Source organism: Mesorhizobium sp. BH1-1-4, from assembly GCF_020165665.1.
GTDB lineage: Bacteria > Pseudomonadota > Alphaproteobacteria > Rhizobiales > Rhizobiaceae > Mesorhizobium.
The window spans coordinates 71,160-96,253 of sequence record NZ_JAIUIN010000013.1 but is presented as its reverse complement, the minus strand read 5'-3'; the positions used below and the strand labels follow the sequence as shown (position 1 = coordinate 96,253).

Below are 25,094 nucleotides of genomic sequence, written 5' to 3'. Positions count from 1 at the left end.
AACCCCTCACTCGAACACGATGGCCTGCAACGCCCCGCCATTGCGCTTCAGCCAGTCCTTGCAGCGGTCGGTGTCGGGGCAGAGCTTTTCGCACAGTTTCCAGAATTTCGGGCCGTGGTTCATCTCCTTGAGATGGGCCACCTCATGCGCGACGAGGTAGTTGATGACCGGCTGCGGCGCCATCATGATGCGCCAGGAGAAGGAGAGATTGCCTTCGGAGGTGCAGGAGCCCCAGCGGCTCGATGTGTCCTTGAAACGGATCGCCTTGGCGCGCTTGCCGAGCGCCTCGGTGTGTTTGATGACCAGCTTCTCGATATCCTTCTTGGCCTCGCGCTTCAGGAAATCGGCGATGCGGCGCGGCAGATGGATGCGATCGCCATGCACGACCAGCAGCGGGCCGCGCTCGTCGCGCGATATGGTGACGGTGCCACGCTTTGACGGCTCGTGGACGATGCGGTGCGGCACGCCGCGCACCGGGATCTTGATGCCTGGTCTTACTTGTGGACGCGTCGGCACCTTGGCCAGGCGCTGCTCCAGCCAGTCCTGGTGGCGGTCGAGGAACCTGTCCACCTCGCCGCGGCGAAGGCCCGGCGGCACGGTGATGCGCAGGCCCTGGCCGCCGGAATCGATGCGCAGCGTCAGGCGCTTTGCCCTGGCGCTCTCGACGATCTTGAGCGGCAGCGTGCGGCCGGCGACGCAATATTCCCGCTCCACGACAGGCGTGGGCTTGGGCTTCGTCAGATTGCGGAAGAACCCGATGGTCATGGCGGGACGATACGCGATTCGAGGAAAACGAATAGAACAAAAAAGAAACGGCGCCGCTCGCGCGACGCCGTCATCATACCTTGGCCCTGTCGCTGGGCTTCAGTCGTCGAGCAGGTTCGAGCCTTTGCCGCGCTTGGTGGGGGCCGTTCCGGTGTCCGGATCGGTCTTGGCCGGAGCCGTCGACTTGTTGCGGTTGGCCATGAAGCGGTCGAACTCGTCCTGGTCCTTGGCGCGGCGCAATTCACGAGCATACTCGTCGAACTGCGTCAGCATCTCGTCGAGTTTGCGGCGCTCTTCGTTCAGACGCTCAAGCTCCTTTTCGCGCCAGTCGTCGAAAGCGACGTTGCCGGTGCGGGCGGAACCGTTGCCCCAGCGCGCGGCCTTGTCGGAACCACGGCGGCAGCCGGCGAAGATGCCGTCGGTCGCGCGATTGACGTCACGCTTGAAGCCCTCGAGCCGGTCGCCCCAGATGATGTAGGCAAGCATGGCGAAGCCGAGCGGCCAGAACACCATGAAACCGATCACCATCAACGCGATGGTCGCCGGCGTCCAGGCCGGGCGGATCAATGCAGATGTGTTCATTTTCTCCCATTCCTTCGGTTGGAGACAGCCAGAACCGGCTGCGTGGAATCGAAATGGGAAGGCGAAAACGGCGATTCAAGGCAATGCCGGGCAAAACCGGACAAGGTTCTGAAATGATTATCGCTTTTTGAGCATATCGAGGAACAGCACGACCAGGCCGGCGACCAGGCCCCAAAATGCAGCTCCGACACCGAACAGCGTCAGCCCGGAGGCGGTGACGACAAAGGTCACGGTGGCTGGCATGCGTTCGCCTTCGTCCTTCAGCGCGATGGACAGTGCGTTGGCGAGTGAGGCCATCAGCGCAAGACCCGCCACCAGCACGATCAGGCTCTGCGGCAGGACGGCGAAGATCGCCACCAGCGAAGCGCCGAAAATCGCGAAGATGAGATAGGCAAGCGCATAGAACGGGCCGGTCTTCCAGCGCTCGGCCGGATCGGGATGGACGTCCGGTCCGGTGCAGATCGCCGCCGAGATCGCCGCCAGATTGGTTGTCCCGGCCCCGAATGGCGCCGACAGAAGCGAAAACAGGCCGGTCACGCCGATCAGCGGCCCGGGTTCAGGGTGGTAGCCGGCCGCCCGCAGCACGGCCAGCCCCGACAGGTTCTGCGAGGCCATGGTGACGAGATAGAGCGGCAGCGCCAGGCCGATGATCGCCTTGGCGGTGAAATGGGGGGCAATGAACGTCAGCGTCGACAATTCGGGCGCGGGCAAGCCGCCGACGCGGCCGGTCAGGAAGGCGGCAAGACCACCGCCAACCAGCACCGCCAGCACCGACAGCGCCGGATTGAACAGCCGGATGACAAAGAACGCCGCGATCAGCGGCAGGATGAGCCATGGGTCCGCCGGGATCGCCTTCATGGCATTGATGGCGAAGGTGACGACGATGCCGGCCAGCATGCCGGAAGCGACCGAGGCCGGTATTCTCGATATCAGGCGGGTCAGCGGCCCAAACAGGCCGGTGGCGACCAAAAGGACGCCGGTGACGATATAGGCGCCGACGGCCTCGCCGATCGTGAAGCCGCTCGATGCGGCGACCAGCGCCAGACCCGGCGTCGACCAGGCGGTGATGACAGGCATTTTCGTGCGCCATGACAGCCACAGGCACTCGACCGTCATGGCCAGGCAGATCGCCGTCACGCCGCTCGCCGTCTCGACCTGCGTCGCGCCGACCGCCCTGGCGGCGGCAATGACGATGGCAAGCGTGCCGCCAAAGCCGACGATGGCCGCGACGAAAGCCGAGATCGGGATGGAAAGGCGCATCGTCACTCGCCTCGCTTGGCCATGTCGCCGACCGCCCGCACCAGCATGTCGAGGTCTTGCGGGCGCGACAGGCGATGATCCCCGTCAGGGATCAGCGACAGCGTGACATCGTCGGCCGGCAGCAGGGCGGCGAGCTTCAGAGCGTGGCTCGACGGCACATCGGCATCGGCCAGTCCCTGCAAGATGTGAACCGGGCAATGCGTGTCGATCGGCCCGGTCATCACCCGGTTTTCGCGTCCGTCCTCGATCAGGGCGCGTGTGTAGATGTAGGGCTCGGCGGAATAGTCCGATGGCTCCGCGAAGAACCCCTTTTCGGCGAGGTCGCGCTTCTGCGCCTCGGTCAGCACCGGCTCGATCAGGTCGCTGGTGAAATCTGGCGCCGGCGCCAGCAACACCAGGCCGACGACGCTTGCGTCGCCCGTCTTGCGCAATTCCCGCACCATGCGCAGTGCGATCCAGGCCCCCATGGAGGAGCCGACCAGGATCTGGCTGCCCTTGGCGAAATGCCGGAAGACAGCAAGGCTTTGCGATAACCATGTCGAAATCGTGCCATCGGCAAAGACGCCGCCGGATTCGCCATGGCCGGAATAGTCATGCCGCAGGAAGGCGCGGTCTTCCCGTGCCGCCCAGTCCGCCAGCGTCTGCGCCTTCGTGCCCAGCATGTCCGACTTGTAGCCGCCGAGCCAGACGATGCCGGGTGCGGCGCCGGCCGCATGGCGCACCGCGATGCGTGATCCATCGACGTCCAGAAAGGTTGGAGCCAGAAGGGGTGGGGGCGTGGCGGTCATGGCTTTTTCCTCGGGCCCGTCTTTTGGCACGCGGCCCTTGTGACACAGCCGATAGCGTGGCGAAAAGTGCTCGCGCTGTTTCTTTGTTTGGTGCAGGCCCGCGATCAGGGTGATTTTCTGTCAATGCTATGCTATTGACTCCGCCCGCGCGCTCACCACATTGGCGCGTCCACGCATCAAGACTGACAAATCCTGAACGAAACGGCCAAGGAGACCACGACCATTCGCAGACCTTTCAAAGCAGCGGCGCCGACCAAGGATGGGCCGCGCTCCAACCGTGACATCCGGGTTCCCCGGGTCCAGCTTATCGACGCCGAAGGCCAGAACCGCGGCGATGTTTCCATCAACGACGCATTGCTGCTCGCCGAAGAGGCCGGGCTCGATCTCGTCGAAATATCGCCCAACGCAGTGCCGCCCGTCGTAAAAATCCTCGATCTTGGCAAGTTGAAATACGCCAACCAGAAGAAGGCGGCCGAGGCGCGCAAGAACCAGAAGGTCATCGAGATCAAGGAGATCAAGATGCGCCCGAACATCGACAGCCATGACTACGAGACCAAGATGAAGGCGGTGCGCCGCTTCTTCGAGGAAGGCGACAAGGTCAAGCTGACGCTGCGCTTCCGCGGCCGCGAGATGGCGCATATGGAACTCGGCATGCAGCTCCTGAACAAGGTGCGCGAGGAAGTGGCGACCATTGCCAAGGTGGAAGCCGAGCCGAAGCTCGAAGGTCGCCAGATGATGATGGTGCTGGCGCCGCGCTAGGCCTGCGTTGTTTGACGTGCCTGACATCACGGCACGGTCACGAAAAGGTTAGGCGGGCAACCGCGCTCTAAATCCGCCTGAATCGTGCTACAGGGCGTCCCGGCGATCGGCGGGACGCCCTGTTCTTAGCTCAAAGCCGTGATCGCCGGCAAAGCTCTTCGACGATCGGATTCCCGGCATGGCCAACGAGAAGGTTTCGGACGTCAAGGACGTCAAACACGGGCTGGGCAACTACCAGCAGATGCGCCGGCTGGTGCTTGCGGTGCTCGTGGTGGTGCTGTTTCTGGCGCTGCTGTTTGGCCAGTCGACCTTCCCGCCGGACACGCCGGTGCATGAAACGATCGAGATGTTCGGCGTGCTGTTGATTTTCCTCGGCATCGTCGGGCGCCTCTGGGCGACGCTCTATATAGGCGGGCGCAAGTCGTCCGAGGTGGTGACCGGCGGCCCCTACTCGATCACCCGCAATCCGCTCTACGTGTTCTCGACCGTGGCTGCCGCCGGTGTTGGCGCGCAGATCGGCTCGTTCTCCGGCATCATCCTTTTCGCCGTCCTGTGCGCCGGCGCCTTCCATATCGTCATCCTGCGCGAGGAGAAATTCCTCAAGGAAGCGCTCGGCGCACCCTATGCCGACTATCTGGCGCGCGTGCCGCGCTTCTTCCCCAAGCTCTCGCTCTACCAGGAAGGCGACACCGGCAGCTTCAAGCCGCGCCTGCTTTTGACCACGCTGCTCGACGGGCTGGTGTTCCTGATCGCGCTGCCGGCCTTCGAACTGATCGACGGCGCGCAACTGTCGGGCATGCTGCCGGTCTGGTTCACGCTGCCCTGATTGGGATTGCCCGTCGCGCATCGGCGCGACGGGGTGGGTGTTGCGCGCCGGCTCTGTTTGATCTATAGCACCGCCGTTCCAAGAAAACCGCCCGGCAGGGCATGCCGTGGCGGTTTCATTTGCTTTTCGGGCTTTGGTCGGCCCGAAGCGAACAAGAAGCGCGATCGTGCGCCAACAATACGGAGTAGCAAAATGCCCAAGATGAAGACCAAATCGGCCGCCAAGAAGCGGTTCAAGATCACAGGTACGGGTAAAGTCCTGTCGGCTGCGGCCGGCAAGCGTCACGGCATGATCAAGCGTTCCAACAAGTTCATTCGAAATGCCCGCGGCACGATGGTTCTGGCTGAACCGGATGGCAAGAAGGTCATCAAGAATTTTCTTCCGAACGGCCTTTAAGTTTTAAGGAGATCATGACATGGCACGCGTAAAAAGAGGCGTCACCTCGCACGCCAAGCACAAGAAGGTCCTGAAAGCCGCCAAGGGCTTCTACGGCCGCCGCAAGAACACCATCCGCATCGCCAAGCAGGCGGTGGAAAAGTCGCTGCAGTACGCTTACCGCGACCGCAAGAACCGCAAGCGCTCGTTCCGTGCGCTGTGGATCCAGCGCATCAACGCCGCGACCCACGAGCATGGCCTGACCTATGGCCGCTTCATCGACGGTTTGAACAAGGCCGGCATCGAAATCGATCGCAAGATCCTGTCCGACATGGCCATCCACGAGCCGCAGGCTTTCGCCGCCCTGGTCGCCAAGGCCAAGGTCGCGCTCGAATATCTGAAGAACACCACGCCGAATGCTTTTGAAAGCGCTGTCGCCTAAGACCAGCGCTTCCCAAGCATTCGCAATTCTGATTATGGGGAACCCGCGCTGGCACAGCTGGCGCGGGTTCTTTTATGCCTGATGTAACCAAAATGGTGACACCGAAACCAAAATGGTATCGGTCGCCGATCGAGAGAGTTTCGCCGTGAACGCCACCGCTGGAAATCTTGAAGCCCTGGAAGCTTCGTTGCTTGCTGACATCGCCTCGGCCGCCGACGAGCCGGCAATCGAGGCCGTGCGCATCGCCGCCTTCGGCAAGAAGGGCACCGTGTCCGAGATGCTGAAAACGCTTGGCGCCATGACCGCCGAGGAGCGGCAGGTGAAGGGCCCGGCGATCAATGGCCTGAAAAATCGCGTCACCGAGGCGCTGACTGGCCGCAAGGCTGAGCTCAAGGATGTGGCGATCGCCGCGCGGCTGGCGGCCGAAAAGGTCGACGTGACGCTGCCGGTGCGGCAGTCGCCGGCCGAGCGCGGCCGCATCCATCCGATCAGCCAGGTCATCGACGAGATCGCGGCGATCTTCGGCGATCTCGGCTTCGCCATCGCCGAAGGTCCCGATATCGAGACCGACTATTATAATTTCACCGCGCTGAATTTCCCGGAAGGTCATCCGGCGCGCGAGATGCACGACACCTTCTTCTTCCAGCCGGACGAGAAGGGCGAGCGCAAGCTGTTGCGCACCCACACCTCGCCGGTGCAGATCCGCACCATGGAGAAGCAGAAGCCGCCGATCCGCATCGTCATTCCGGGCAAGACGTACCGCCAGGATTCCGACGCCACCCACTCGCCGATGTTCCATCAGGTCGAGGGGCTGGTGATCGACAAGTCGGCCAACGTCGCCAACATGAAGTGGGTGCTGGAAGAGTTCTGCAAGGCCTTCTTCGAGGTGCCTTCGGTCAAGATGCGCTTCCGGCCGTCCTTCTTCCCGTTCACCGAGCCCAGCCTCGAGGTCGACATCCAGTGCGACCGCTCGCGGCCGGGCGAAGTGCGCTTCGGTGAAGGCTCCGACTGGATGGAAATCCTCGGCTGCGGCATGGTCCACCCGAACGTGCTGAGGGCCGGCGGGCTCGATCCCGACGAGTATCAAGGCTTTGCCTGGGGCATGGGCATCGACCGCATCGCCATGCTGAAATACGGCATGCCGGATTTGCGCGCCTTCTTCGACGCGGATGTGCGCTGGCTGTCGCATTACGGTTTCAGGCCGCTCGACATGCCGACCTTGTTCGGGGGCCTGAGCGCGTGACAGTCCCGACTACTCCCGCTGCCATCTATTACGGAACAGCCCAATGAAATTCACCCTCTCCTGGCTCAAGGACCATCTCGAGACCGACGCCACGCTCGCCGAGATCGTCGAGCGGCTCACCTCGATCGGCCTCGAGGTCGAGCATGTCGACGACAAGGCGGGCCTGAAGCCCTTCGTCATCGCCAAGGTGCTGACGGCGGTGCAGCATCCCGATGCCGACCGGCTGCGCGTGCTGACCGTCGACACCGGTGACGGCAAGCCGCCGGTGCAGGTCGTCTGCGGCGCACCCAATGCGCGGGCGGGCCTGATCGGCGCTTTCGCCGCGCCCGGCACCTACGTGCCCGGCATCGACGTGACGCTGACGGTCGGCAAGATCCGTGGCGTCGAAAGCCATGGCATGATGTGTTCCGAGCGCGAGCTGGAACTGTCGGACGAGCACAATGGCATCATCGACCTGCCAGCCGATGCGCCGGTCGGCACCAGCTTTGCCGCCTATGCCCATCTCGACGATCCGGTCATCGAGATCAATCTGACGCCGAACCGGCCCGATGCCACCAGCGTGTACGGCATCGCCAGGGACCTGGCGGCGAGCGGGCTTGGCCGCCTGGTCGGCGGCGCGATCATGCCGCATGTCGGCAGCGGCATGTGCCCGGTGAAGGTGACGATCGAGGCGCCGGAGCTTTGCCCCGGCTTCGCGCTCAGGCTGGTCAAGGGGGTGAAGAACGGCCCCTCGCCGAAATGGCTGCAGCAGCGGCTGATCGCCATTGGTCTCAGGCCGATCAGCGCGCTGGTCGACATCACCAATTATGTCACCTTCGATCGCGGCCGGCCGTTGCACGTCTTCGATGCCGCCAAGGTCGCCGGCAATCTGGTCGTGCGCCGCGCCAGGGATGGCGAGAAGGTTCAGGCGCTCGACGGGCGCGAATACACGCTGACGCCGGAGATGTGCGTCATCGCGGACGATAATGGCGTCGAATCCATTGCCGGCGTCATGGGCGGCGAACACTCGGGCTGCGACGAGAACACGACGGAGGTGCTGATCGAATCCGCCCTTTGGGATCCGATCACCACGGCCCGCACCGGCCGCAGCCTCGGCATCATCACCGATGCGCGCTACCGCTTCGAGCGCGGCGTCGATCCCGAATTCATGGTGCCTGGTATCGAACTGGCGACCAAGCTGGTGATCGACTTCTGCGGCGGCACGCCGACGGAAACCGAAGTGGCCGGCTATGCCGGACATCAGCCGAAGATCGTTACGCTGCCGCTGTCGGAAGTGAAGCGGCTGACCGGCATCGAAGTGCCTCGGGCGGAGAGCCTCGACATCCTGTCGCGGCTCGGCTTCCACGCGCAGGGATCGGGCGACGTCGTCGACGTCACCGTGCCTTCCTGGCGCCCCGATGTCGATGGCAAGGCCGACCTGGTCGAGGAAGTGATGCGCATCCATGGCGTCGACAACATCGCCCCGCAGCCGCTCGGCGCGCATGACGCGGTCAATGGCAAGATCCTGACGACGCTGCAGATCCGCACCCGTGCCGCCAAGCGTTCGCTTGCCGTGCGCGGCATGATGGAGGCCGTTACCTGGTCGTTCATTCCGGCCAGGCACGCCGAACTGTTCGGCGGCGGCCAGACGGCGCTGAAGCTCGCCAACCCGATCGCCGCCGACATGTCCGACATGCGGCCCTCGCTGCTGCCGGGGCTGATTTCGGCCGCGCAACGCAATGCCGACAAGGGCATTGGCGACGTGGCGCTGTTCGAGGTCTCGGGCACCTATGAGGGCGATGGCGCCGACCAGCAACGCCGCGTCGCCGCCGGTGTGCGCCGCGGTACGGCCAAGCTCGACGGCTCCGGCCGTAGCTGGGCCGGCAATTCCGGTCCGGTCGGCGTGTTCGACGCCAAGGCCGATGCCATCGCCGCGCTCGAAGCCTGTGGCGCGCCGGTCGACCGGCTGCAGATCGAGGCGGGCGGACCGGCCTGGTATCATCCCGGCCGTTCCGGCACCATCAAGCTCGGTCCGAAGACCGTGCTCGGCACGTTCGGTGAGTTCCATCCGAAGACGCTGGAAGGGCTCGACGTATCCGGACCGCTCTGTGGCTTCGAGGTGTTCGTCGACGCCGTGCCCGAGCCGAAGGCCAAGCCGACCAAGACCAAGCCGAAGCTGGAGCTCTCCGCCTTCCAGGCGGTGAAGCGCGATTTTGCTTTCGTCGTCGACAAGGCGGTCGAGGCGGGCACGCTTGTTCGCGCCGCACTGGCCGCCGACAAAAAGCTGATCACTGGCGTCTCGGTCTTCGATATCTTCGAGGGAGCGTCGCTCGGCGCCGACAAAAAATCGATTGCCATCGAAGTGTCGATCCAGCCGGTCGAGAAGACACTGACCGACGAGGATTTCGAGGCGCTGGCCAAGCGCATCGTCGAGAATGTCGGCAAGCAGACGGGCGGCGTGCTGCGGGCATAGAAAGTTCAGGATTGCCGGAGCATGGCGAATCGCTCTCCAAAGGGCGATGAACCATCTCCGCCATTCCGGACTGCCGTTCGAAGCGCAACGCATGGTGTTCCTCGACATCGTGGCGGCTGATCAGTTGCTCGCCGATACATTGGCGCGGGTGCGTGAACTCGCCTTGCCGGATTGGCTGGTCGTGTCCGGCGCTCTCTACAACAGCGTCTGGAATCACCTGACCGGCAAGCCGTTGGGCTACGGCATCAGGGACGTCGACCTTTTCTATTTCGATGACTCCGACCTGTCCTACGAGGCCGAGGACGCGGTGATCCGCCGGGCGGCGGCACATTTCGAGGGACTGCCTCTGCCGGTCGAGGTGCGCAACCAGGCCCGGGTGCATCTGTGGTATCCGCGGAAATTCGGGCAGCCTTGCCCGCGTTATGCGAGCGCCAGCGAGTCCGTCAGCTTTTTTGCCTCGAAGACGCATGCGGTGGGGGTGCGGTACGGCCGGGACAGGGAGCTGGAGTTGGTGGCACCGTTCGGGCTCGACGACATCTTCTCGTTTCGCATCACGCCGAACCGGGTGCTGGATAATCAGCGCACGCATGAAGTGAAGGGAAAGCGCGCGCGGGAGTATTGGCCGGAGATTAGCGTGGTGCCGTGGTAAGAGAACTAGGCTCGAGGCACCCCCCTCTGGCCTGCCGGCCATCTCCCCCGCAAGGAGGGAGATTGGCAGCTTCGTGCTCGTCGCCCACCCTGCAACGTTGGTGATTGGCGAAGGCGGCGGCGACATCGATCTCCCCCCTTGCGGGGGAGATGTCCGGCAGGACAGAGGGGGGTGCCTCGCGCCAGCTTTCAACAAGATGGGGCGCCGAAGCGCCCCATTGCCTACCCATTCACCAGCGCCAGCAGTTCCTCCGTATAGCGCTTGCCCATCACCTTATCAGGCGACAGCGCATCGCCGATCGCCGCCACCTCCGCGGCACTCAGCTCGATCGCGGCCGCCGCCGTGTTCTGCTCCAGATGGCGGATTTTTCGTGCGCCGGGGATGGGGACAATAAAGTCGCCCTGGTGCAGCACCCAGGCGAGCGCCAGTTGCGCCGAGGTCACGCCCTTTTCGGCCGCCAGTCTTTCCAGCGTGGCGATCACCTCAGCATTGGCTTCCATGGCCTCGGCCTGGAAGCGCGGCAAGGTGCGGCGCCAGTCGCCGTCGTCAAGCGTTTCGGGCTTGGCAATCGCCCCCGTCAAAAGGCCGCGACCGAGCGGGCTGTAAGGCACGAAGCCAATGCCCAACTCGCGGCAGACAGCAAAGACATCGTCTTCAGGGTCGCGGCTCCATAGCGAATATTCGCTCTGAACGGCCGCGATCGGGTGGACGGCATGCGCCCGGCGGATGGTGGCGGCGCTTGCCTCCGACAGGCCGAGCGCGCGCACCTTGCCCTCACGCACCAGCTCGGCCATGGCGCCGACCGTCTCCTCGATCGGCACGTTCGGGTCGACGCGGTGCTGGTAGTAGAGATCGATGACATCGGTGCCCAGCCGCTTCAGCGACGCCTCGGCAACAGCCTTGACGTGCTCGGGACGGCTGTCGACACCGGCCATGCGATCCAAGCCGGTGCCTTCCTCCAGTATCTTGAAGCCGAATTTGGTGGCGATCGTCACCTTGTCACGAACCGGCTTCAGCGCCTTCCCCAGCAGGATCTCGTTCTCGTAGGGACCGTAGACCTCCGCCGTGTCGAAGAAGGTGACACCGATCTCGACGGCGCGGTGCAGGGTCGAGATCGCCTCGGCTTCCGGCTGGCCGCCATAGGCGAAGCTCATGCCCATGCAACCAAGGCCAACCGGGAAGACTTCGAGTTCAGTACCGAGTTTGCGGGTTTTCATCACGCGTCTCCTTGTTGTGATGCGGCAGAAATAGCGCCTTGCAGGCCGTTCGATAATCGGCTCTTCTTAGTACGGCTCGTTCCAAGAAATAGATCAATGAATCGGGCACATCTCTCACAGCTTGCGGTGCTGGCAACCGTTGCCCAATGCGGCAGTTTTCGCGGTGCGGCCAGGGAACTGGCGATCGCGCCTTCAGCGGTGAGCCATGCGGTCTCCAGCCTGGAGGCACGGCTTGGCGTGCGCCTTTTGGCGCGCAGCACGCGCAGTGTCGCCCCGACCGAGGAAGGCGCGCAATTGCTGGAGCGATTGCGCCCGGCCCTGTCCGAGATCGATCTGGCGCTGGAAACAGCGGTCGAGGCGCGCGACCGACCAGCCGGGAACCTGCGGCTGACCGTGCCGCGCACGGCCGCGCATCTGACGCTGACGCCACGGCTCGGCGCCTTTGCGGCGGCGTATCCACAGATCGTGCTGGAGATCGTCATCGAGGACCGCTTTACCGACGTGGTGGAAGGCGGTTTCGACGCGGGCGTGCGGCTCGGCGAAAGCCTGCAGCGCGACATGATCGCCGTGCGCATCGGCCCCGATCTTCGCGGCGCCGTCGTCGGCGCGCCCTCCTATTTCAAGGCCATGCCGCCGCCGCGCCATCCGCGAGAGCTGGCCGAGCACCGCTGCATCCGCTTCCGCTTTTCCAGCGGCATCCTTTACCGCTGGGAATTCGAGAAGGGCGGCGAGGAGATCGAAATCGCCGCGCAAGGGCCGCTGATCCTCGACGAGGACCATCTGATCGCCCAGGCCGCGATCGACGGCGCCGGCCTCGCCTTCGTCTTCGAGCCCTATGTGCGGGCGCCGCTCGCCGACGGCCGGCTGATCCGCGTGCTGGAGGACTGGTGTCCGTGCTTCGACGGCTTCTTCGTCTACTATCCCAGCCGCCGCCAGATGCGGCCGGCGCTGAGGGCGTTCGTCGATTTCTTCAAGGTGAGCGGATAGGCGCCGGCGAGATCGGCAGGATTATCAGCGTCGGCGCCGCCTCTCATCTGCCTGCCGGCGCCTTACTGGCGACTTCGGAGATTGGCGAAACCATCGGCGAAGGCTTCTTTCTACCCGTTTACGGGGAGAAATGCCCGGCAGGGCAATGAGGGGCAGCGCTGCCGTCCGGGAAGAAAGCATGGTTCAGCAGCGTTGGTCCCACATGCGCCCGCTCACCAACACCCCCACCCGCTACAGCTGGGCAACCATCCTCCTGCACTGGCTGATCGCCCTGATTTTCATCGGTCAGTTAGTGCTCGGCTTTGTCATGGTGCGGATCGAGAGCCAGCGCGCCGCTTTCGAACTGATCCAACTGCACAAATCGTTCGGCTTTCTGCTGCTCGGCCTCATCATCCTGCGCATCGCCTGGCGGCTCGGCAACAAGGCGCCTCCCTTGCCGCCTTCCGTTGGCCCCCTGGAGCGGCGGACGGCGCCGCTGGCGCATCTGGCGCTCTATGCCTTCCAGCTCGCCCTGCCCCTGTCCGGCTGGGCGCTGGTGTCGGTTTCGACGCTGGAAATCCCCAGCATGCCGTTCAACCTGTTCGTCATGCCGAACCTGCCGCTCATCGAATCCGACGCCGCCGAAAGCTTTTGGGCGTCGGCGCACTGGTATCTCGCCTATGCCGGCGCGGCACTTGTTGCCCTGCATGTCGCCGCGGCGCTGCGCCACCACTTCCTGCTGCGCGACCAAGTGCTCACGCGCATGATCACGCCTTCGTCAGCCGGGGAATAGAACGGGCTTTGGTCTCGTTTGTGAGATGAGGACGCGAGAGAGCGTTGCCTCCTAAACAAGGAACACCCCAATGCGTGCGCGAATCCTCGGATTGGCGGCTGCCGCCGCCTGCCTTGCCATGCCCGTCTACGCGGCAGTCATGCTCGGCGATGCCGCCGGCAGCTACACGATCAGCCAGGCCGGCTCCGCGATCCGCTTCACCATCGGCAAGGCCGGTGGCGGCGGCTTCGATGGCGCCTTCGCCCGCTTCAAGGGCACGATCCGCATCGACAACAATGATGTCGGTCGCTCGAAGGTCGACCTCACCATCTATCCCGAAAGCGTCGCCACCGGCCAAGGCCGCATCGACGCCTTCCTGCGCTCCGACGCGGTGTTCGATGCCGCCAACAGCCCCGAAATCCAGTTCCGTTCGACAAGCGTGACCCGCACCGGCGACACGACGGCGCTCGTCACCGGCCGGCTGACGGCGCGCGGCAAGACGTTTGCAGAAAAGTTCACCGCCGAGCTCGATGGGCTGAAGGGCGGGACGATCAAATTCCATGTCACCGGCAAGGTGCTGAGGTCGCGCTACGGCATGGATGTCGGCACGCCGCTCTATTCCAATGTCGTCGACTTCGACATGACCCTGACGGGGAAGCGAGGATAGGTTCAGAGCGGACATCCGTGACTTCGTCATCGTAGGGTGGAGCAGTCGCGAGCGGCGTCGCGGAAGCCCTAGGATCCTGTGTGTTTTTGCCATGCTATAGTTGAGGTGGGAAGGAGACCGACAGGATCCTGGTCGTCCTTTGGAGGACAGGCCGTGGCATGGCTCGGCCCCTTCCCACCGGTGAACCATCAACCTGAACAGTTGCACGGGGCTGTTAGCAGCAGACCTCGCACCACAGGAAGAGGCGTGGACATGATAATGCAGAACTATGTCGGCTGCGACATCTCCAAGCAGTGGCTCGATTTTTTTGATGAGGCAAGCAGCCGTTGCCAGCGCATCGACAACCAAGCCGATGCGATCGCTGCCTATGTGGCAGGCCTTCACCCCGGCCGAGATTTTGTCGTCATGGAGGCAACAGGGGCCCATGACCGGCTGCTGCGACATGCGCTGGCCAAGGCAGGCGTGGCGTTCTCGCGGCACAATCCGACACACACTCACCACTATGCGAAGTCGACGGCACGGCGCGCCAAGACCGATCCTCTCGACGCCAGGATGTTGAGCGGCTACGGCCGTCGCTATCACCCTGAAGCCGAGCCGGCGCCGCACGAAGAAAGTGAACATCTTCAATCGCTTGCCCGCCACCGCGACCAACTGGTCGATATCAAGGCAAGATTGAAGAAGCTTCGCAGCGAGGCCTTCGATGAGATTGTCATCGCCGAACTCGAAGAGCTGATCGCCAGCTTCAACACACGCATTAAGGCGCTCGAGAGCCTGATCGCCGAAACCATTCATCAAGTCGAGGATACTGCTCGCGACAACGCGCTGATGGTCTCCGTACCTGGTGTCTCCAAGATCACCGCGTTATCTCTGCTGGCGCACCTGCCCGAACTCGGCCAGCGTTCACCCAAGTCGATCGCGGCACTCGCCGGCCTTGCCCCTTTCGACAACAAGAGCGGCAAGCTCAATCGCAGGAGCCAGATCCAGGGTGGCCGAGCGCGCGTGCGCCGTGCCCTCTACATGGCTGCGCTGGGCGCCATCCGAGCCTGTGATCGCTTCCGAGTTTTCTACAGTGCCATCGCAGCCCGATCAGGGTCAAAGAAGCTCGCCATCATTGCCGTTGCAAGGAAGCTCCTCGTCGTCCTCAACGCCATCATCCGTGATAAAAAAGCATTCGCATGAACACAGTTGCCATTCCGTGACCTCAAGGCATGGCGGCGCTCCAAAATTCTGCGCCGTTGCATCCTTCGGCGAAGTCACGGACGAAGGTGCATTGTGACCCGTGTCTTTCATTGGCTTTTCCCGCGATTTCGGGCAAACCTCGTCACCGATAAATCGACATGGAGAAGCCAGATGTTCCGATGGGGTGTGTTGTCGACGGCCAAGATCGGCCGCGAGCATTTGTTGCCGGCAATGGTCGAGGCGGAGAACGGGGTGCTGTCGGCAATCGCCAGCCGCGACCTGTCGAAGGCCAAGGCCTTGGGCGAGCGCTTCGGTGCGCGCCACGCCTTCGGCTCCTATGAGGAATTGCTCGCGTCCGACCAGGTCGACGGTGTCTATATCCCCTTGCCGACCTCGCAACATGTCGAATGGACTGAAAAAGCCATCGAGGCCGGCAAGCATGTGCTGGTCGAAAAACCGCTGGCGCTCGACGCCAAGGACATCGCACCGCTGATCAAGCTGCGCGACAGCAAGAAAGTGCTGGTCTGCGAAGCCTTCATGGTCATCTACCATCCGCAATGGATCAAGGTGCGCGACCTCATCGCCAGCGGCGCCATCGGCCGGCTGCGCCATGTCCAGGGCGCTTTCTCCTACTACAATGTCGACCCCAGCAACATGCGCAACAAACTCGATCTCGGCGGCGGCGCGCTGCCCGACATCGGCGTCTACCCGACCGTGTCGACGCGGTTCTCGACCGGCAAGGAGCCGCTGCGCCTCCAGGCGACGATCGAGCGCGACAAGACATTCGGCACCGACATCTACTCCTCGATCCGCGCCGATTTCGGCGACTTCGAACTGTCCTTCTACCTGTCGACCCAGATGGCGGCGCGCCAGGTGATGGTGTTCCACGGCGAGAAGGGTTTCATCGAAGTGTTTTCGCCGTTCAATGCCGGGCTCTACGACCATCACCGCGTCGAATTGCACAACCAGAACCACAGCGAAGCGCAGGTGTTCCGCTTCCCCGGCACGCAGCAATACAGGCTCGAGGTCGAGACCTTCGCGCGGGCGGCACTTGGCGGCAAGGAGCGGGTCTTCACGCTGGAGGAATCGGTCGCCAACCAGAAGGTCATCGACGCCATCTTCCGCGCCGGCGAAAACAAGGGCGGCTGGGAAAACGTCTAAGCCCTCGTATTAAATTTGCCGGCTAATCCTGGGGAGGAAAAATGGCTGACGACGCGGACGTCATCATTGTCGGCGCCGGCCTTGCCGGGCTGGTCGCCGCCGCCGAGCTTGCCGAGGCCGGCAAAAAAATCATCATCGTCGACCAGGAGCCGGAACAGTCGCTGGGCGGCCAGGCGTTCTGGTCGTTCGGCGGGCTGTTCCTGGTCGATTCACCGGAGCAGCGGCGCATGCGCATCCGCGACTCCCATGATCTGGCGCTCGAGGACTGGATGGGCACCGCAGCCTTCGACCGGCCCGAAGACCACTGGCCGCGCAAATGGGCGGAGGCCTATGTCGGTTTCGCCGCCGGCGAGAAGCGTTCCTGGCTGACGGAGCGCGGACTGAAGTTCTTTCCTGTCGTCGGCTGGGCCGAACGCGGCGGCGGCAATGCCATCGGCCACGGCAATTCGGTGCCGCGCTTCCACATCACCTGGGGCACCGGCCCCGGCGTGCTCGAACCTTTCGTGCTGCGCGTGCGCGAGGCGCAAAAGCGTGGATTGATCGACTTCAGGTTCCGTCACCGGGTCAATGAGCTGACGCGAACTGGCGCGTCCGTGACCGGCGTGCGCGGCGAGATCCTTGAGCCGAGCACCGTCGAACGTGGCCACAAGAGTTCGCGCGAAATATCGGGCGATTTCGAGTTTCATGCCCAATCGGTGATCGTCGCCTCCGGCGGCATCGGCGGCAACCATGAGCTGGTGCGGGCAAACTGGCCCCAGCGGCTGGGCACCGCGCCGAAGCGCATGATCACCGGCGTGCCCGACCATGTCGACGGCCGCATGCTGGCCATATCAGAAAAAGCCGGCGGCTCGATCATCAACCGCGACCGCATGTGGCACTATGTCGAGGGCATCAGGAACTGGGCGCCGCTCTGGACCGAGCATGCGATCCGCATCCTGCCCGGCCCGTCCTCGCTGTGGCTCGATGCCCGGGGGAAGCGCCTGCCGGTGCCGCTCTATCCCGGTTTCGACACGCTGGGCACGCTGAGCCACATCATGAGCACCGGCTTCGACTATTCCTGGTTCATCCTGACCAAAAAAATCATCCAGAAGGAGTTCGCGCTGTCGGGCTCCGAACAGAACCCCGACCTGACGGGAAAAAGCTGGCGCCAGGTGCTCGGCCGCGCCACGTCGGGCATCCCCGGCCCGGTCAAGGCGTTCATGGAAAAGGGCGAGGATTTCATCGTCGAGGCCGAATTGCCGAAGCTGGTGGCGCGCATGAACGCGCTGGCCGACGGCGAACCGCTGCTTGACGTCGCAACGGTCGAGCGTGAGATCCGCGCCCGCGATCGGCAGCTCGACAATCCGTTCTCCAAGGACATGCAGATCACCGCGCTGCGCGGCGCCCGCGCCTATCTGGGCGACCGGCTGATCCGCACGGCCAAGCCGCACAAGATGCTCGACCCGGCGAACGGCCCGCTGATCGCCGTGCGCCTGAACATCCTGACCCGCAAGACGCTGGGCGGCCTGCAGACCGATCTCGACAGCCGCGTGCTCGATACCGACGGCCAGCCGGTGCCGGGTCTCTATGCCGTCGGCGAGGCCGCGGGCTTCGGCGGCGGCGGCGTGCATGGCTATGCGGCGCTCGAAGGCACGTTCCTCGGCGGCTGTATTTTCTCGGGGCGCGGTGCGGGAAGGGCGGCGGCACGCTCGGTGGGGTGAGAGGACGGGCCGCAAAGCCGATGCCATCGACCGCGCAACCAACGAATTGAAGTCCAAGGAAGATTTGGCGCGCCCGAAGAGATGCAGCGCACGATCCACTTACTCATTGTTCTGTTTGTCTATTTTCATCGTAACGTAGCATGCCTGGAGCATGAACCCGTGACAAATACCAGTTGCGACCGAGCTGGCACGGACTTCTTGGCAATGACTGATTCGGGGTCGGAAGCTGCCGGTCTGCTTTATGCAGCCAGCACGGAAAGCATGCGCGGGCTCATGGCGCTTCCCAACCTATGGATGGCTTCAGGGTGTTGCTGGCTCCACTTTGCCGCCGCGCGAAATCGACGAACGCCTTGAAGGCAGCGGTTGGGTTGCGGCGACTGGGATAGTAGAGGCTCAAGGGAGAGAGCGTGGGTGTCCAATCTTCAAGCACGCGCACGAGGCGGCCTGCCTCGATGTCGTCGCGGACGTCGAATTCCATCGCCAGAGTGAGGCCGACGGAAGCGAGGGCGGCGGTACGTGCGAGGCTCGCTTCGTCGAGGGTGACGGGGCCCTCAACGTCGATATGGACCGATTGTCCATCCTTCTCGAACGGCCAACGGTAGATCGCGCCATCGGGAAGCCGGACGCGGAGACAGGAATGCTCGGCGAGGTCCTGGGGGATCAGGGGCGTCCCGTGCGCTTTCAAATAGCTCGGTGCGCCTACCACAACGTTGCGCCGCGCGACACCTAACGGCAGTGCGATCATGTCGGCCGGCACAAGGTCTGAGCTACGGACGCCAAGGTCGAAGCCGCCCGCTACAATGTCCACCAGGCGACCCTCTGTGACGATGTCGATGTGGACCTGAGGGTGCACGCACAGGAACGGTAGGACGAGCCACGAGAAGATTTCCCGTGCCGCCGTCGGAAAGGCGTTGATGCGCAGCGTGCCCGAAGGGGTGGCCTGTTGAGAGCGCGCAACCTCCATCGCCTCATGAATGTCCTGCACGGCAGGTGCGACTTGCGCAACGAACCGCTGACCTGCCTCCGTTAAGGAGACGCTTCGCGTCGTCCGGTTGAAGAGCCGTACCCCGAGCGTGCGCTCCAGCTTTCCCACCGCATTGCTGAGCGCGGTCGTTGAGACCCCTAGCTCAAGCGCAGCCGTGCGAAACTTGCCCCGGCGCGCAACCATGAGAACTGCGTTTAAGTCCATCAGGCTACTTTGCACAATTATCCCGAACTTCGTGATGCGACATGCCGAATTGTCCTGATTATCGCGCCATTTGTCCATCGCTATCTTGGCAGGGCAAACACACTTGCAGCGTTCAAGGCTGCACCGCAGTAAGAAGGAAAAAACAATGACGCTCGAACTTCCACCGCCCATCGCCGCGTATGTGGCCGCCAACGCCCGCCTCGATGTGGACGGAATGTTGAGCCCCTTCACGCGCGACGCGGTCCTTTTTGCTGATGGAGGCCGTCACGAGGGCTACGCCGGAATGCGGGCCTTGTTCGAAGAAGCGGTGATCCCGGTCAAGGCGATCTTCACGCCGGATGCCGTTCGCCACGAAAACGGTCAGGTCGTCGTCGAAGGCCCTGCCCATGGCGACTTCAGGGGCAGCCCGATCCGCTTCACTTACCGCTTCACACTCGAAAGCAACGCCATCAAAGCGCTGGAGATCACGGCATGACCATCAAGGCTGATCCGACCGAGTTCGCGGGAAAGCGCGTGCTTATCAGCGGCGGCACCAAGGGTCTGGGCCGCGCCACCGTCGAACGCTTCCTGGCAGGCGGCGCCCGGGTAATCACTTCCGCCCGCGGAACCCTGGAGCCCATCGATGGCGTCGAATTCGTACAGGCGGACCTGACCACGGCTGAGGGCGGAGAAGCCCTCGCCAGTGCGGCGCTCAAGCGTCTGGGCGGCGTCGACATTCTCGCCCATGTGCTCGGCGGCTCGACCACCCCGGGCGGTGGCTTTGTCGCCCTGACTGACGAGTACTGGCTTTCCGAGCTGAACCTGAACCTCCTGGCCACCGTCCGCCTCGACCGGCTCCTGATTCCGCAGATGATCGAGCGAGGCAGCGGCGTGGTGGTGCACGTCACCTCCATCCAGTCGGTCCTGCCGCTTCCCGACGCGACAACCGCCTACGCCAGCGCCAAGGCCGCACTGCGGACTTACAGCAAGTCCATCTCCAAGGAACTGGGTCCCAAAGGCGTGAGGGTCAACGTCGTCTCTCCCGGCTGGATCATGACCGAGGGGACCGATGTATTTCTCAAGCGCATCCAAGCCGCCAACGGTGGCACTATCGAGGACGCGCGCCAACTCGTCCTGGCCGGCCTTGGCGGCATTGCCATCGGGCGCGGAGCCGATCCGTTCGAGGTCGCCGAAGCCATCGCCTTTCTGGCCTCGGATCGCGCCTCTTCGATCCATGGTTCGGAGCTCGTTGTCGACGGCGGCACCGTCCCGACCGTCTGATCAAAGGGGCCCGTCCACGCTTGGCCGAGTTGGCCCAGCGTGGACAGACGTATGAACATGCCCTCATGGCCTCAACCTCTGCTCTCCGGCCTCAGGAGCGACTGCGGTCGCATGATCACCGGCCGCCGCGCCAAAGCTTGCGCGTTACGCGGGCCAAGCCGCGCTACTTAGGTTATACCAGCGATGTCTTCTGGTAGGTGATACCGAATTCGAACCGATTTGCCCGCCGCTGGACTTATTTAATGCGCGCCATTTTACGCTCCGTCAGTAGCAAACGTGCAGGTCAGAATGCTGTAAAATCAACGCTTAAAGCGATTTCAAGCACTTGCTTGAAGAGTGGCGCGCCCGAAGAGATTCGAACTCCTGACCCCCAGATTCGTAGTCTGGTGCTCTATCCAGCTGAGCTACGGGCGCGCATCAGGCCATGTTTTCGACGGCCCCGCGATCCGATCCGAAAGACCGGCCGCGAATGTGTGCAGTTCCCTAACGACTGAATTTGCGAAAAGCAAGCCGATCCGGCAAAAGTTTTGTCGCAAGCCTGTCATCCGGCGATGCAGGCGCCGATCCGGCATTCTGAAGCCGCCCTGGGCCGCCTTGATCCAGAAGCGGACGATCAGGCGAGGCCAGGCAGGAACAACTGGCGTGGAAGGCGGGGAACCCCCTGGGGAAACGGCAGGGAAGCGTCAGGCCGGGCGGCGCAGGCTGCCACGGGCCTGGTCGAGGCGCACCGGCTGGTCGGGGATGGTGACGGCGAATGTGGTGCGCCCGCCGATCGACTCGACCAGTTCCACCGAGCCGCCATGTGCCCGGATCAGTTCGTGGGCGATCGCCAGGCCGAGACCGGTGCCGCCGCTGCGCGCGGAGCCGCGGAAGGCCGCGAACAGGTTTTCGCGCGCCTTCGGCGGCAGGCCGGGGCCGGTGTCGGTGACGGCGATGCGGCTGACGCTGCCCATGCGCTCGGCCGATATGGCGAGCCGGCGCACGACGGCGCTTTCGGTATCGGCCGCCATCGCCTGCACCGAGTTGCGGCACAGGTTGGTGAGCACCCGGAAGAGCTGGTCGGAATCGGCATCGACTTCGAAAGCCGCCTCGACGGCGTTGATGAACTCGATGCCCTCCTCGATGGCGAGCAGGCCGTGCACGTCCTCGACCAGCTGGCGCAGCCGCACCCTGCGGCGTGACGGCGGCGGTTCCTGCGTGCGGCCATAGTGAAGTACGCCCTCCGAATAGGAGACGGCGCGGTCGAGCGCGCGCAGAAGCTTGGGCGCGAAAGCCTGCACGGTCGGATCCTTGACCTGGCGCAGGCGGTCCGACATCAGCTGGGCCGAGGCCAGGATGTTGCGCATGTCATGGTTGATCTTCGACACGGCGAGGCCGAGGTCGGCCAGATGCTTCTGCTCGGCCAGCATCTTCTGCAGCCGCTCCTGCATCTGCGACAATTCGCGTTCGGCCACGCCGATCTCGTCGGCGCGGTCGGCCGGATGGATGATCCGCCCGGGGTCGTCGGGAGCCTCGGAGAAGGACAGCATCGAGCGCGTCATGGTGCGGATCGGGCCGATCATGATCAGGTCGATCGCGGCGTAAACCAGCATGGCCGTGAACAGCGAGATCAGCAGCGAGACGAAGGCGACGTTGCGCGAATAGATGAGCATGGCCTTGCGCAAGGAGTAGTCCGGCATGATCAGCTCGAACTCCTTGTCGCTGTCGCCGACCGGCCCAAAGACGCGCAGCATCCTGTCGCCGCCGAAAAACAGCGTATCCAGCGCGCCCGTCATGCCCTTGACCATGCCGACGCTGGCGAGATCGATGTGCTCATCGACCTGTGGCGGCATGTCGGCCACCACCAGAAGCCGCGAGACGCCGCCGTCGCGCACCGCGATCGCCTTGGCGCCGATCGCCATCAGCACGTCATTCTGGGCCGTGCGCGACAGCGAGGTCGACTCGCCCTGCACCAGCACGATCGACACGGCGGCGGCCGTGCTCAGCCTCTCCTTGAGCCAGCTCAGCCTATAGCTGGCGATCCAGGGCAGGAAGATCAGCACTTCGGCCAAAAGCACGAAAACGATGGTGAGCAGCAGCAGTTTCGTCGACAGTCCGCGCGACAGCGGCACCGTACGGACGGCGTCCGACGCCGTTCCGGTCCCTTCTCCCGCTTGACTGGCTTCGCTCATGCGACTCGATCTTCACAATCACTTGATCAGCCAAGATTATGCGATTACGGCTTTTTTGCCAATTTCGCCCTTGGTCGGAAAAATAGATGCTCAAAAGACGTGCGTCTTTGGCGCGCCGACGCCGGATTGACTTCCAAAACCCTTCTTTCTATAAGCCCGCTCACGCTCGGGCCATTCGTCCCGGCGCGGTTTCGATCGCGCCAAAACCGGCCCGGCAAAGCTCCTGTTACAAATGACAGACACAAGAAGGGCCGCACCCCGCGGTATTAAAACAAATGAAGCGTACCTACCAACCGTCCAAACTCGTCCGCAAACGTCGGCACGGCTTCCGTGCCCGCATGGCTACCAAGGGTGGCCGTGGCGTCGTCGCAGCTCGCCGCAATCGCGGCCGCAAGCGGCTCAGCGCCTAAGCGAGACGAGATCGTTGCCCGCAACCGGCAAGCCAGTGGGTCAAAGTCCCAAGCGGCTTCTGAAACGCGCGGAATTCCTGGCCGTCCGCCGCGGTGAAAAGCGCCGCGGGCGGTTTTTCCTCGTCGAGGTCCTTGACCGCGGCGATGGCGGGGTGCCGCGCGTCGGCTACACCGTCACCAAGAAGGTCGGCAACGCGGTTGTTCGCAACCGCGTCAGGCGGCGGCTGAAAGAAGCCGTGCGTACCCACGCCGCCGATGACATGATGCCCGGCAATGACTATGTCATCGTCGGGCGCGACGATGCGCTGCGCGCCCCCTTCGGCCAGTTGAAGGCCGAACTCTCCCGCCGACTTCGCGGAACACGATAGGCCAAGGGCTCTCGATGGAAAACAACCGGAACTTCTTCATCACCATCGCGCTGTCGGTGCTGATCCTGACTTTGTGGCAGGTTTTCTACATGAACCCGCGCGTCGAGGCGCAGCGCGAGGCCGCCAAGGTCGAGCAGCAGCGCGTCGAGGACCAGAAGAAGGCGGCCGACGCCGCCAATCCGGGGGCGTCGACACCGGCGCCGGGAACGACCGCTCCGGGCGCCATCCCCAATGCGCCCGGCGGGGACGTCGTCACCGCTGCCGGCCGCGACCAGGCGCTGGCGGCTTCCAAGCGCGTCAAGATCGACACGCCGAGCCTCGAAGGCTCGATCAATTTGACCGGCGCGCGGCTCGACGACCTCAAGCTCAAGCATTACACCGAGACCGTCGACAAGAATTCGCCCGAGATCGAACTGCTCAACCCGCAGGCGCTGCCCACGGGCTATTTCGCCGAGATCGGCTTTGTCGGCAACGACAAGACCGGCGCGGTGCCGGGCGCGGAAACGGTGTGGAACGTCGACGGCAATCCGACGCTGACCCCGTCGACGCCGGTGACGCTCACCTACACCAACGACAAGGGGCTGACCTTCAAGCGCACCTTCTCGGTTGACGCCAACTACATGTTCACCGTGTCGGACACGGTGCAGAACGCCGGCTCGAGCGCGGTTTCGCTGTTCAACTATGGCCGCGTCACGCGCTACGACAAGCCGGCGGTGGCCAGCACCTATGTGCTGCATGAAGGCCTGATCGGCTTCACCGGCACGGAAGGCCTGCAGGAACACAAATATGCGTCCGTCGAGAAGGACAAGCAGTACCAGCCTGGCAAGTCGACCGATGGCTGGCTCGGCATCACCGACAAATATTGGGCCGTCACGCTGGTGCCGACCGAGAAGCAGCCTTTCCAGCCGCGCTACGCCTATTTCGAGGATGGCCGCCATCGCTACCAGTCCGACTTCCTGACCGACGCCATCAATGTCGATGCCGGCCAGTCGGCGACCGTCGAGACCGAAATCTTCGCCGGCGCCAAGGAAGTCGGCAAGATCAACGCCTATGCCGAAGACCGCCACATCAAGCGGTTCGACCTTTTGATCGACTGGGGCTGGTTCCACTTCATCACCAAGCCGATGTTCTGGCTGATCGACACGCTCTACAAATTCCTCGGCAATTTCGGCCTGGCGATCCTGGCCACCACCGTCATCGTCAAGGCCATCTTCTTCCCGCTCGCCAACAAGTCCTACGCATCGATGGCGAACATGAAGAAGGTGCAGCCCAAGATGCTTGAAATCCGCGAGAAATACGCGGACGACAAGATGAAGCAGCAACAGGCGATGATGGAGCTGTACAAGACCGAGAAGATCAATCCGCTCGCCGGCTGCTGGCCGGTGGCGCTGCAGATCCCGGTCTTCTTCTCGCTCTACAAGGTGCTCTACATCACCATCGAGATGCGGCACGCGCCGTTCTTCGGCTGGATCCAGGATCTGGCCGCGCCCGATCCGACCTCGCTGTTCAATCTGTTCGGGCTGATCCCGGTCACCCTACCGCACATGCTGATGATCGGCGTGTGGCCGTTGATCATGGGCGTCACCATGTTCCTGCAGATGCGTATGAACCCGACGCCGCCGGACCCGACGCAGGCCGCGATCTTCACCTGGATGCCGGTGATCTTCACCTTCATGATGGCGGGCTTTCCGGCCGGCCTGGTCATCTACTGGGCCTGGAACAACACGCTGTCGATCCTGCAGCAGGGCGTGATCATGAAGCGCCAGGGCGCCAAGATCGAACTGTGGGACAATCTGGTGGCCTTGTTCCGCAAGAAACCGTCACCGGCGGAATAGCCGCCCTCCTGAAGGCAAACAATGTCAAAAGCGCCGGCTCGTCCGGCGCTTTTTCGTT

At 63.6% G+C, this 25,094-nt stretch carries 25 protein-coding genes and 1 tRNA gene; 18 read left to right on the top strand and 8 right to left on the bottom strand.

The features are described 5' to 3' along the window. Positions 1-6: 6 nt before the first annotated feature. The 4 genes from LB569_RS21245 to LB569_RS21230 form a co-directional block, all read right to left on the bottom strand. The gene (locus LB569_RS21245) at positions 7-765 is read right to left on the bottom strand and encodes a M48 family metallopeptidase (RefSeq protein ID WP_224693959.1); all 759 of its coding nucleotides are present in this window, start codon (positions 763-765) and stop codon (positions 7-9) included. A gap of 99 nt (positions 766-864) precedes the next feature. Next, entirely contained in the window at positions 865-1,347 is a 483-nt protein-coding gene (locus LB569_RS21240; protein ID WP_224693958.1) for a DUF2852 domain-containing protein, read from the bottom strand. Positions 1,348-1,464: 117 nt separating this feature from the next. After that, entirely contained in the window at positions 1,465-2,607 is a 1,143-nt protein-coding gene (locus LB569_RS21235; protein WP_224693957.1) for a benzoate/H(+) symporter BenE family transporter, read from the bottom strand. 2 nt (positions 2,608-2,609) lie between these two features. Next, positions 2,610-3,395 (bottom strand): alpha/beta hydrolase, encoded by a 786-nt coding sequence (locus LB569_RS21230; RefSeq protein ID WP_224693956.1) that lies wholly within the window; start codon positions 3,393-3,395, stop codon positions 2,610-2,612. Positions 3,396-3,617: 222 nt separating this feature from the next. Between LB569_RS21230 and infC the strand changes: the two genes are divergently transcribed. The 7 genes from infC (at position 3,618) to LB569_RS21195 (ending at position 10,141) form a co-directional block, all read left to right on the top strand. Next, positions 3,618-4,154 (top strand): translation initiation factor IF-3, encoded by a 537-nt coding sequence (infC, locus tag LB569_RS21225; protein ID WP_010912915.1) that lies wholly within the window; start codon positions 3,618-3,620, stop codon positions 4,152-4,154. A 178-nt stretch (positions 4,155-4,332) separates the two neighbouring features. Further along, positions 4,333-4,980, top strand: a complete 648-nt coding sequence (locus tag LB569_RS21220) for a methyltransferase family protein (protein WP_140702956.1) — start codon at positions 4,333-4,335, stop codon at positions 4,978-4,980. A 192-nt stretch (positions 4,981-5,172) separates the two neighbouring features. Continuing rightward, positions 5,173-5,376 carry a 50S ribosomal protein L35 gene (gene rpmI, locus LB569_RS21215; RefSeq protein WP_006201248.1) on the top strand — a complete coding sequence of 68 codons (204 nt, stop codon included), beginning with the start codon at positions 5,173-5,175 and terminating at the stop codon, positions 5,374-5,376. Positions 5,377-5,395: 19 nt separating this feature from the next. Then, positions 5,396-5,797 (top strand): 50S ribosomal protein L20, encoded by a 402-nt coding sequence (rplT, locus tag LB569_RS21210; protein ID WP_006201247.1) that lies wholly within the window; start codon positions 5,396-5,398, stop codon positions 5,795-5,797. A 112-nt stretch (positions 5,798-5,909) separates the two neighbouring features. Further along, a complete protein-coding gene (pheS, locus tag LB569_RS21205; protein WP_224693955.1) occupies positions 5,910-7,040 on the top strand; it encodes a phenylalanine--tRNA ligase subunit alpha in 1,131 nt (376 codons plus the stop codon). 43 nt (positions 7,041-7,083) lie between these two features. Beyond that, positions 7,084-9,492 (top strand): phenylalanine--tRNA ligase subunit beta, encoded by a 2,409-nt coding sequence (gene pheT, locus LB569_RS21200; protein ID WP_224693954.1) that lies wholly within the window; start codon positions 7,084-7,086, stop codon positions 9,490-9,492. Positions 9,493-9,538: 46 nt separating this feature from the next. Continuing rightward, positions 9,539-10,141 (top strand): nucleotidyltransferase family protein, encoded by a 603-nt coding sequence (locus LB569_RS21195; RefSeq protein ID WP_140702964.1) that lies wholly within the window; start codon positions 9,539-9,541, stop codon positions 10,139-10,141. 221 nt (positions 10,142-10,362) lie between these two features. On the opposite strand, the gene LB569_RS21190 is transcribed toward LB569_RS21195, so the two are convergent. Next, entirely contained in the window at positions 10,363-11,358 is a 996-nt protein-coding gene (locus tag LB569_RS21190; RefSeq protein WP_224693953.1) for an aldo/keto reductase, read from the bottom strand. A gap of 96 nt (positions 11,359-11,454) precedes the next feature. On the opposite strand from LB569_RS21190, the gene LB569_RS21185 reads away from it, so the two are divergent. The 6 genes from LB569_RS21185 (at position 11,455) to LB569_RS21160 (ending at position 17,803) form a co-directional block, all read left to right on the top strand. Further along, positions 11,455-12,345 (top strand): LysR family transcriptional regulator, encoded by an 891-nt coding sequence (locus tag LB569_RS21185; protein WP_224693952.1) that lies wholly within the window; start codon positions 11,455-11,457, stop codon positions 12,343-12,345. Positions 12,346-12,547: 202 nt separating this feature from the next. Further along, entirely contained in the window at positions 12,548-13,117 is a 570-nt protein-coding gene (locus tag LB569_RS21180) for a cytochrome b (RefSeq protein ID WP_224693991.1), read from the top strand. A gap of 70 nt (positions 13,118-13,187) precedes the next feature. Then, entirely contained in the window at positions 13,188-13,763 is a 576-nt protein-coding gene (locus LB569_RS21175) for a YceI family protein (RefSeq protein WP_224693951.1), read from the top strand. A 258-nt stretch (positions 13,764-14,021) separates the two neighbouring features. Continuing rightward, complete coding sequence (locus LB569_RS21170) at positions 14,022-14,942, top strand: IS110 family transposase (RefSeq protein WP_224693950.1); 921 nt, start codon at positions 14,022-14,024, stop codon at positions 14,940-14,942. A 171-nt stretch (positions 14,943-15,113) separates the two neighbouring features. Next, positions 15,114-16,103 carry a Gfo/Idh/MocA family protein gene (locus tag LB569_RS21165; RefSeq protein ID WP_224693949.1) on the top strand — a complete coding sequence of 330 codons (990 nt, stop codon included), beginning with the start codon at positions 15,114-15,116 and terminating at the stop codon, positions 16,101-16,103. Positions 16,104-16,144: 41 nt separating this feature from the next. Beyond that, a complete protein-coding gene (locus tag LB569_RS21160) occupies positions 16,145-17,803 on the top strand; it encodes an FAD-binding dehydrogenase (protein ID WP_224693948.1) in 1,659 nt (552 codons plus the stop codon). 271 nt (positions 17,804-18,074) lie between these two features. Here LB569_RS21160 and LB569_RS21155 read toward each other — a convergent pair whose 3' ends face one another. Continuing rightward, positions 18,075-19,070 (bottom strand): LysR family transcriptional regulator, encoded by a 996-nt coding sequence (locus LB569_RS21155; protein ID WP_224693947.1) that lies wholly within the window; start codon positions 19,068-19,070, stop codon positions 18,075-18,077. A 67-nt stretch (positions 19,071-19,137) separates the two neighbouring features. Between LB569_RS21155 and LB569_RS21150 the strand changes: the two genes are divergently transcribed. Together LB569_RS21150 and LB569_RS21145 are read left to right on the top strand one after the other, a co-directional pair. Beyond that, positions 19,138-19,467 (top strand): nuclear transport factor 2 family protein, encoded by a 330-nt coding sequence (locus LB569_RS21150; protein ID WP_224693946.1) that lies wholly within the window; start codon positions 19,138-19,140, stop codon positions 19,465-19,467. Further along, positions 19,464-20,252: an SDR family oxidoreductase gene (locus LB569_RS21145; protein ID WP_224693945.1), complete on the top strand. Its 789-nt coding sequence runs from the start codon at positions 19,464-19,466 to the stop codon at positions 20,250-20,252. The genes LB569_RS21150 and LB569_RS21145 overlap by 4 nt, the downstream gene beginning before the upstream one ends. A 337-nt stretch (positions 20,253-20,589) precedes the next feature. Here LB569_RS21145 and LB569_RS21140 read toward each other — a convergent pair. Next, positions 20,590-20,666, bottom strand: a tRNA-Arg gene (locus tag LB569_RS21140). A gap of 269 nt (positions 20,667-20,935) precedes the next feature. Next, a complete protein-coding gene (locus LB569_RS21135; RefSeq protein WP_224693944.1) occupies positions 20,936-22,423 on the bottom strand; it encodes an ATP-binding protein in 1,488 nt (495 codons plus the stop codon). Between the two features lie 275 nt (positions 22,424-22,698). Between LB569_RS21135 and rpmH the strand changes: the two genes are divergently transcribed. Genes rpmH through yidC form a run of 3 tightly spaced genes read left to right on the top strand, consistent with a single transcriptional unit; the run spans position 22,699 to position 25,036 of the window. Further along, entirely contained in the window at positions 22,699-22,833 is a 135-nt protein-coding gene (rpmH, locus tag LB569_RS21130) for a 50S ribosomal protein L34 (RefSeq protein WP_008833937.1), read from the top strand. Between the two features lie 14 nt (positions 22,834-22,847). Continuing rightward, positions 22,848-23,201, top strand: a complete 354-nt coding sequence (gene rnpA, locus LB569_RS21125) for a ribonuclease P protein component (protein WP_140702981.1) — start codon at positions 22,848-22,850, stop codon at positions 23,199-23,201. A 14-nt stretch (positions 23,202-23,215) separates the two neighbouring features. Beyond that, on the top strand, positions 23,216-25,036 hold the full coding sequence (gene yidC, locus LB569_RS21120) for a membrane protein insertase YidC (protein WP_140702983.1): 1,821 nt from the start codon (positions 23,216-23,218) through the stop codon (positions 25,034-25,036). Positions 25,037-25,094 lie beyond the last annotated feature (58 nt).

Coding starts and splice junctions, on each gene's coding strand:
- LB569_RS21245 (WP_224693959.1), bottom strand. CDS start 765: ATGACCATCGGGTTCTTCCGCAATCTGACGAAGCCCAAGCCCACGCCT.
- LB569_RS21240 (WP_224693958.1), bottom strand. CDS start 1,347: ATGAACACATCTGCATTGATCCGCCCGGCCTGGACGCCGGCGACCATC.
- LB569_RS21235 (WP_224693957.1), bottom strand. CDS start 2,607: ATGCGCCTTTCCATCCCGATCTCGGCTTTCGTCGCGGCCATCGTCGGC.
- LB569_RS21230 (WP_224693956.1), bottom strand. CDS start 3,395: ATGACCGCCACGCCCCCACCCCTTCTGGCTCCAACCTTTCTGGACGTC.
- LB569_RS21220 (WP_140702956.1), top strand. CDS start 4,333: ATGGCCAACGAGAAGGTTTCGGACGTCAAGGACGTCAAACACGGGCTG.
- rpmI (WP_006201248.1), top strand. CDS start 5,173: ATGCCCAAGATGAAGACCAAATCGGCCGCCAAGAAGCGGTTCAAGATC.
- rplT (WP_006201247.1), top strand. CDS start 5,396: ATGGCACGCGTAAAAAGAGGCGTCACCTCGCACGCCAAGCACAAGAAG.
- pheS (WP_224693955.1), top strand. CDS start 5,910: ATGGTATCGGTCGCCGATCGAGAGAGTTTCGCCGTGAACGCCACCGCT.
- pheT (WP_224693954.1), top strand. CDS start 7,084: ATGAAATTCACCCTCTCCTGGCTCAAGGACCATCTCGAGACCGACGCC.
- LB569_RS21195 (WP_140702964.1), top strand. CDS start 9,539: ATGAACCATCTCCGCCATTCCGGACTGCCGTTCGAAGCGCAACGCATG.
- LB569_RS21190 (WP_224693953.1), bottom strand. CDS start 11,358: ATGAAAACCCGCAAACTCGGTACTGAACTCGAAGTCTTCCCGGTTGGC.
- LB569_RS21185 (WP_224693952.1), top strand. CDS start 11,455: ATGAATCGGGCACATCTCTCACAGCTTGCGGTGCTGGCAACCGTTGCC.
- LB569_RS21180 (WP_224693991.1), top strand. CDS start 12,548: ATGCGCCCGCTCACCAACACCCCCACCCGCTACAGCTGGGCAACCATC.
- LB569_RS21175 (WP_224693951.1), top strand. CDS start 13,188: ATGCGTGCGCGAATCCTCGGATTGGCGGCTGCCGCCGCCTGCCTTGCC.
- LB569_RS21170 (WP_224693950.1), top strand. CDS start 14,022: ATGCAGAACTATGTCGGCTGCGACATCTCCAAGCAGTGGCTCGATTTT.
- LB569_RS21165 (WP_224693949.1), top strand. CDS start 15,114: ATGTTCCGATGGGGTGTGTTGTCGACGGCCAAGATCGGCCGCGAGCAT.
- LB569_RS21160 (WP_224693948.1), top strand. CDS start 16,145: ATGGCTGACGACGCGGACGTCATCATTGTCGGCGCCGGCCTTGCCGGG.
- LB569_RS21155 (WP_224693947.1), bottom strand. CDS start 19,070: ATGGACAAATGGCGCGATAATCAGGACAATTCGGCATGTCGCATCACG.
- LB569_RS21150 (WP_224693946.1), top strand. CDS start 19,138: ATGACGCTCGAACTTCCACCGCCCATCGCCGCGTATGTGGCCGCCAAC.
- LB569_RS21145 (WP_224693945.1), top strand. CDS start 19,464: ATGACCATCAAGGCTGATCCGACCGAGTTCGCGGGAAAGCGCGTGCTT.
- LB569_RS21135 (WP_224693944.1), bottom strand. CDS start 22,423: ATGAGCGAAGCCAGTCAAGCGGGAGAAGGGACCGGAACGGCGTCGGAC.
- rpmH (WP_008833937.1), top strand. CDS start 22,699: ATGAAGCGTACCTACCAACCGTCCAAACTCGTCCGCAAACGTCGGCAC.
- yidC (WP_140702983.1), top strand. CDS start 23,216: ATGGAAAACAACCGGAACTTCTTCATCACCATCGCGCTGTCGGTGCTG.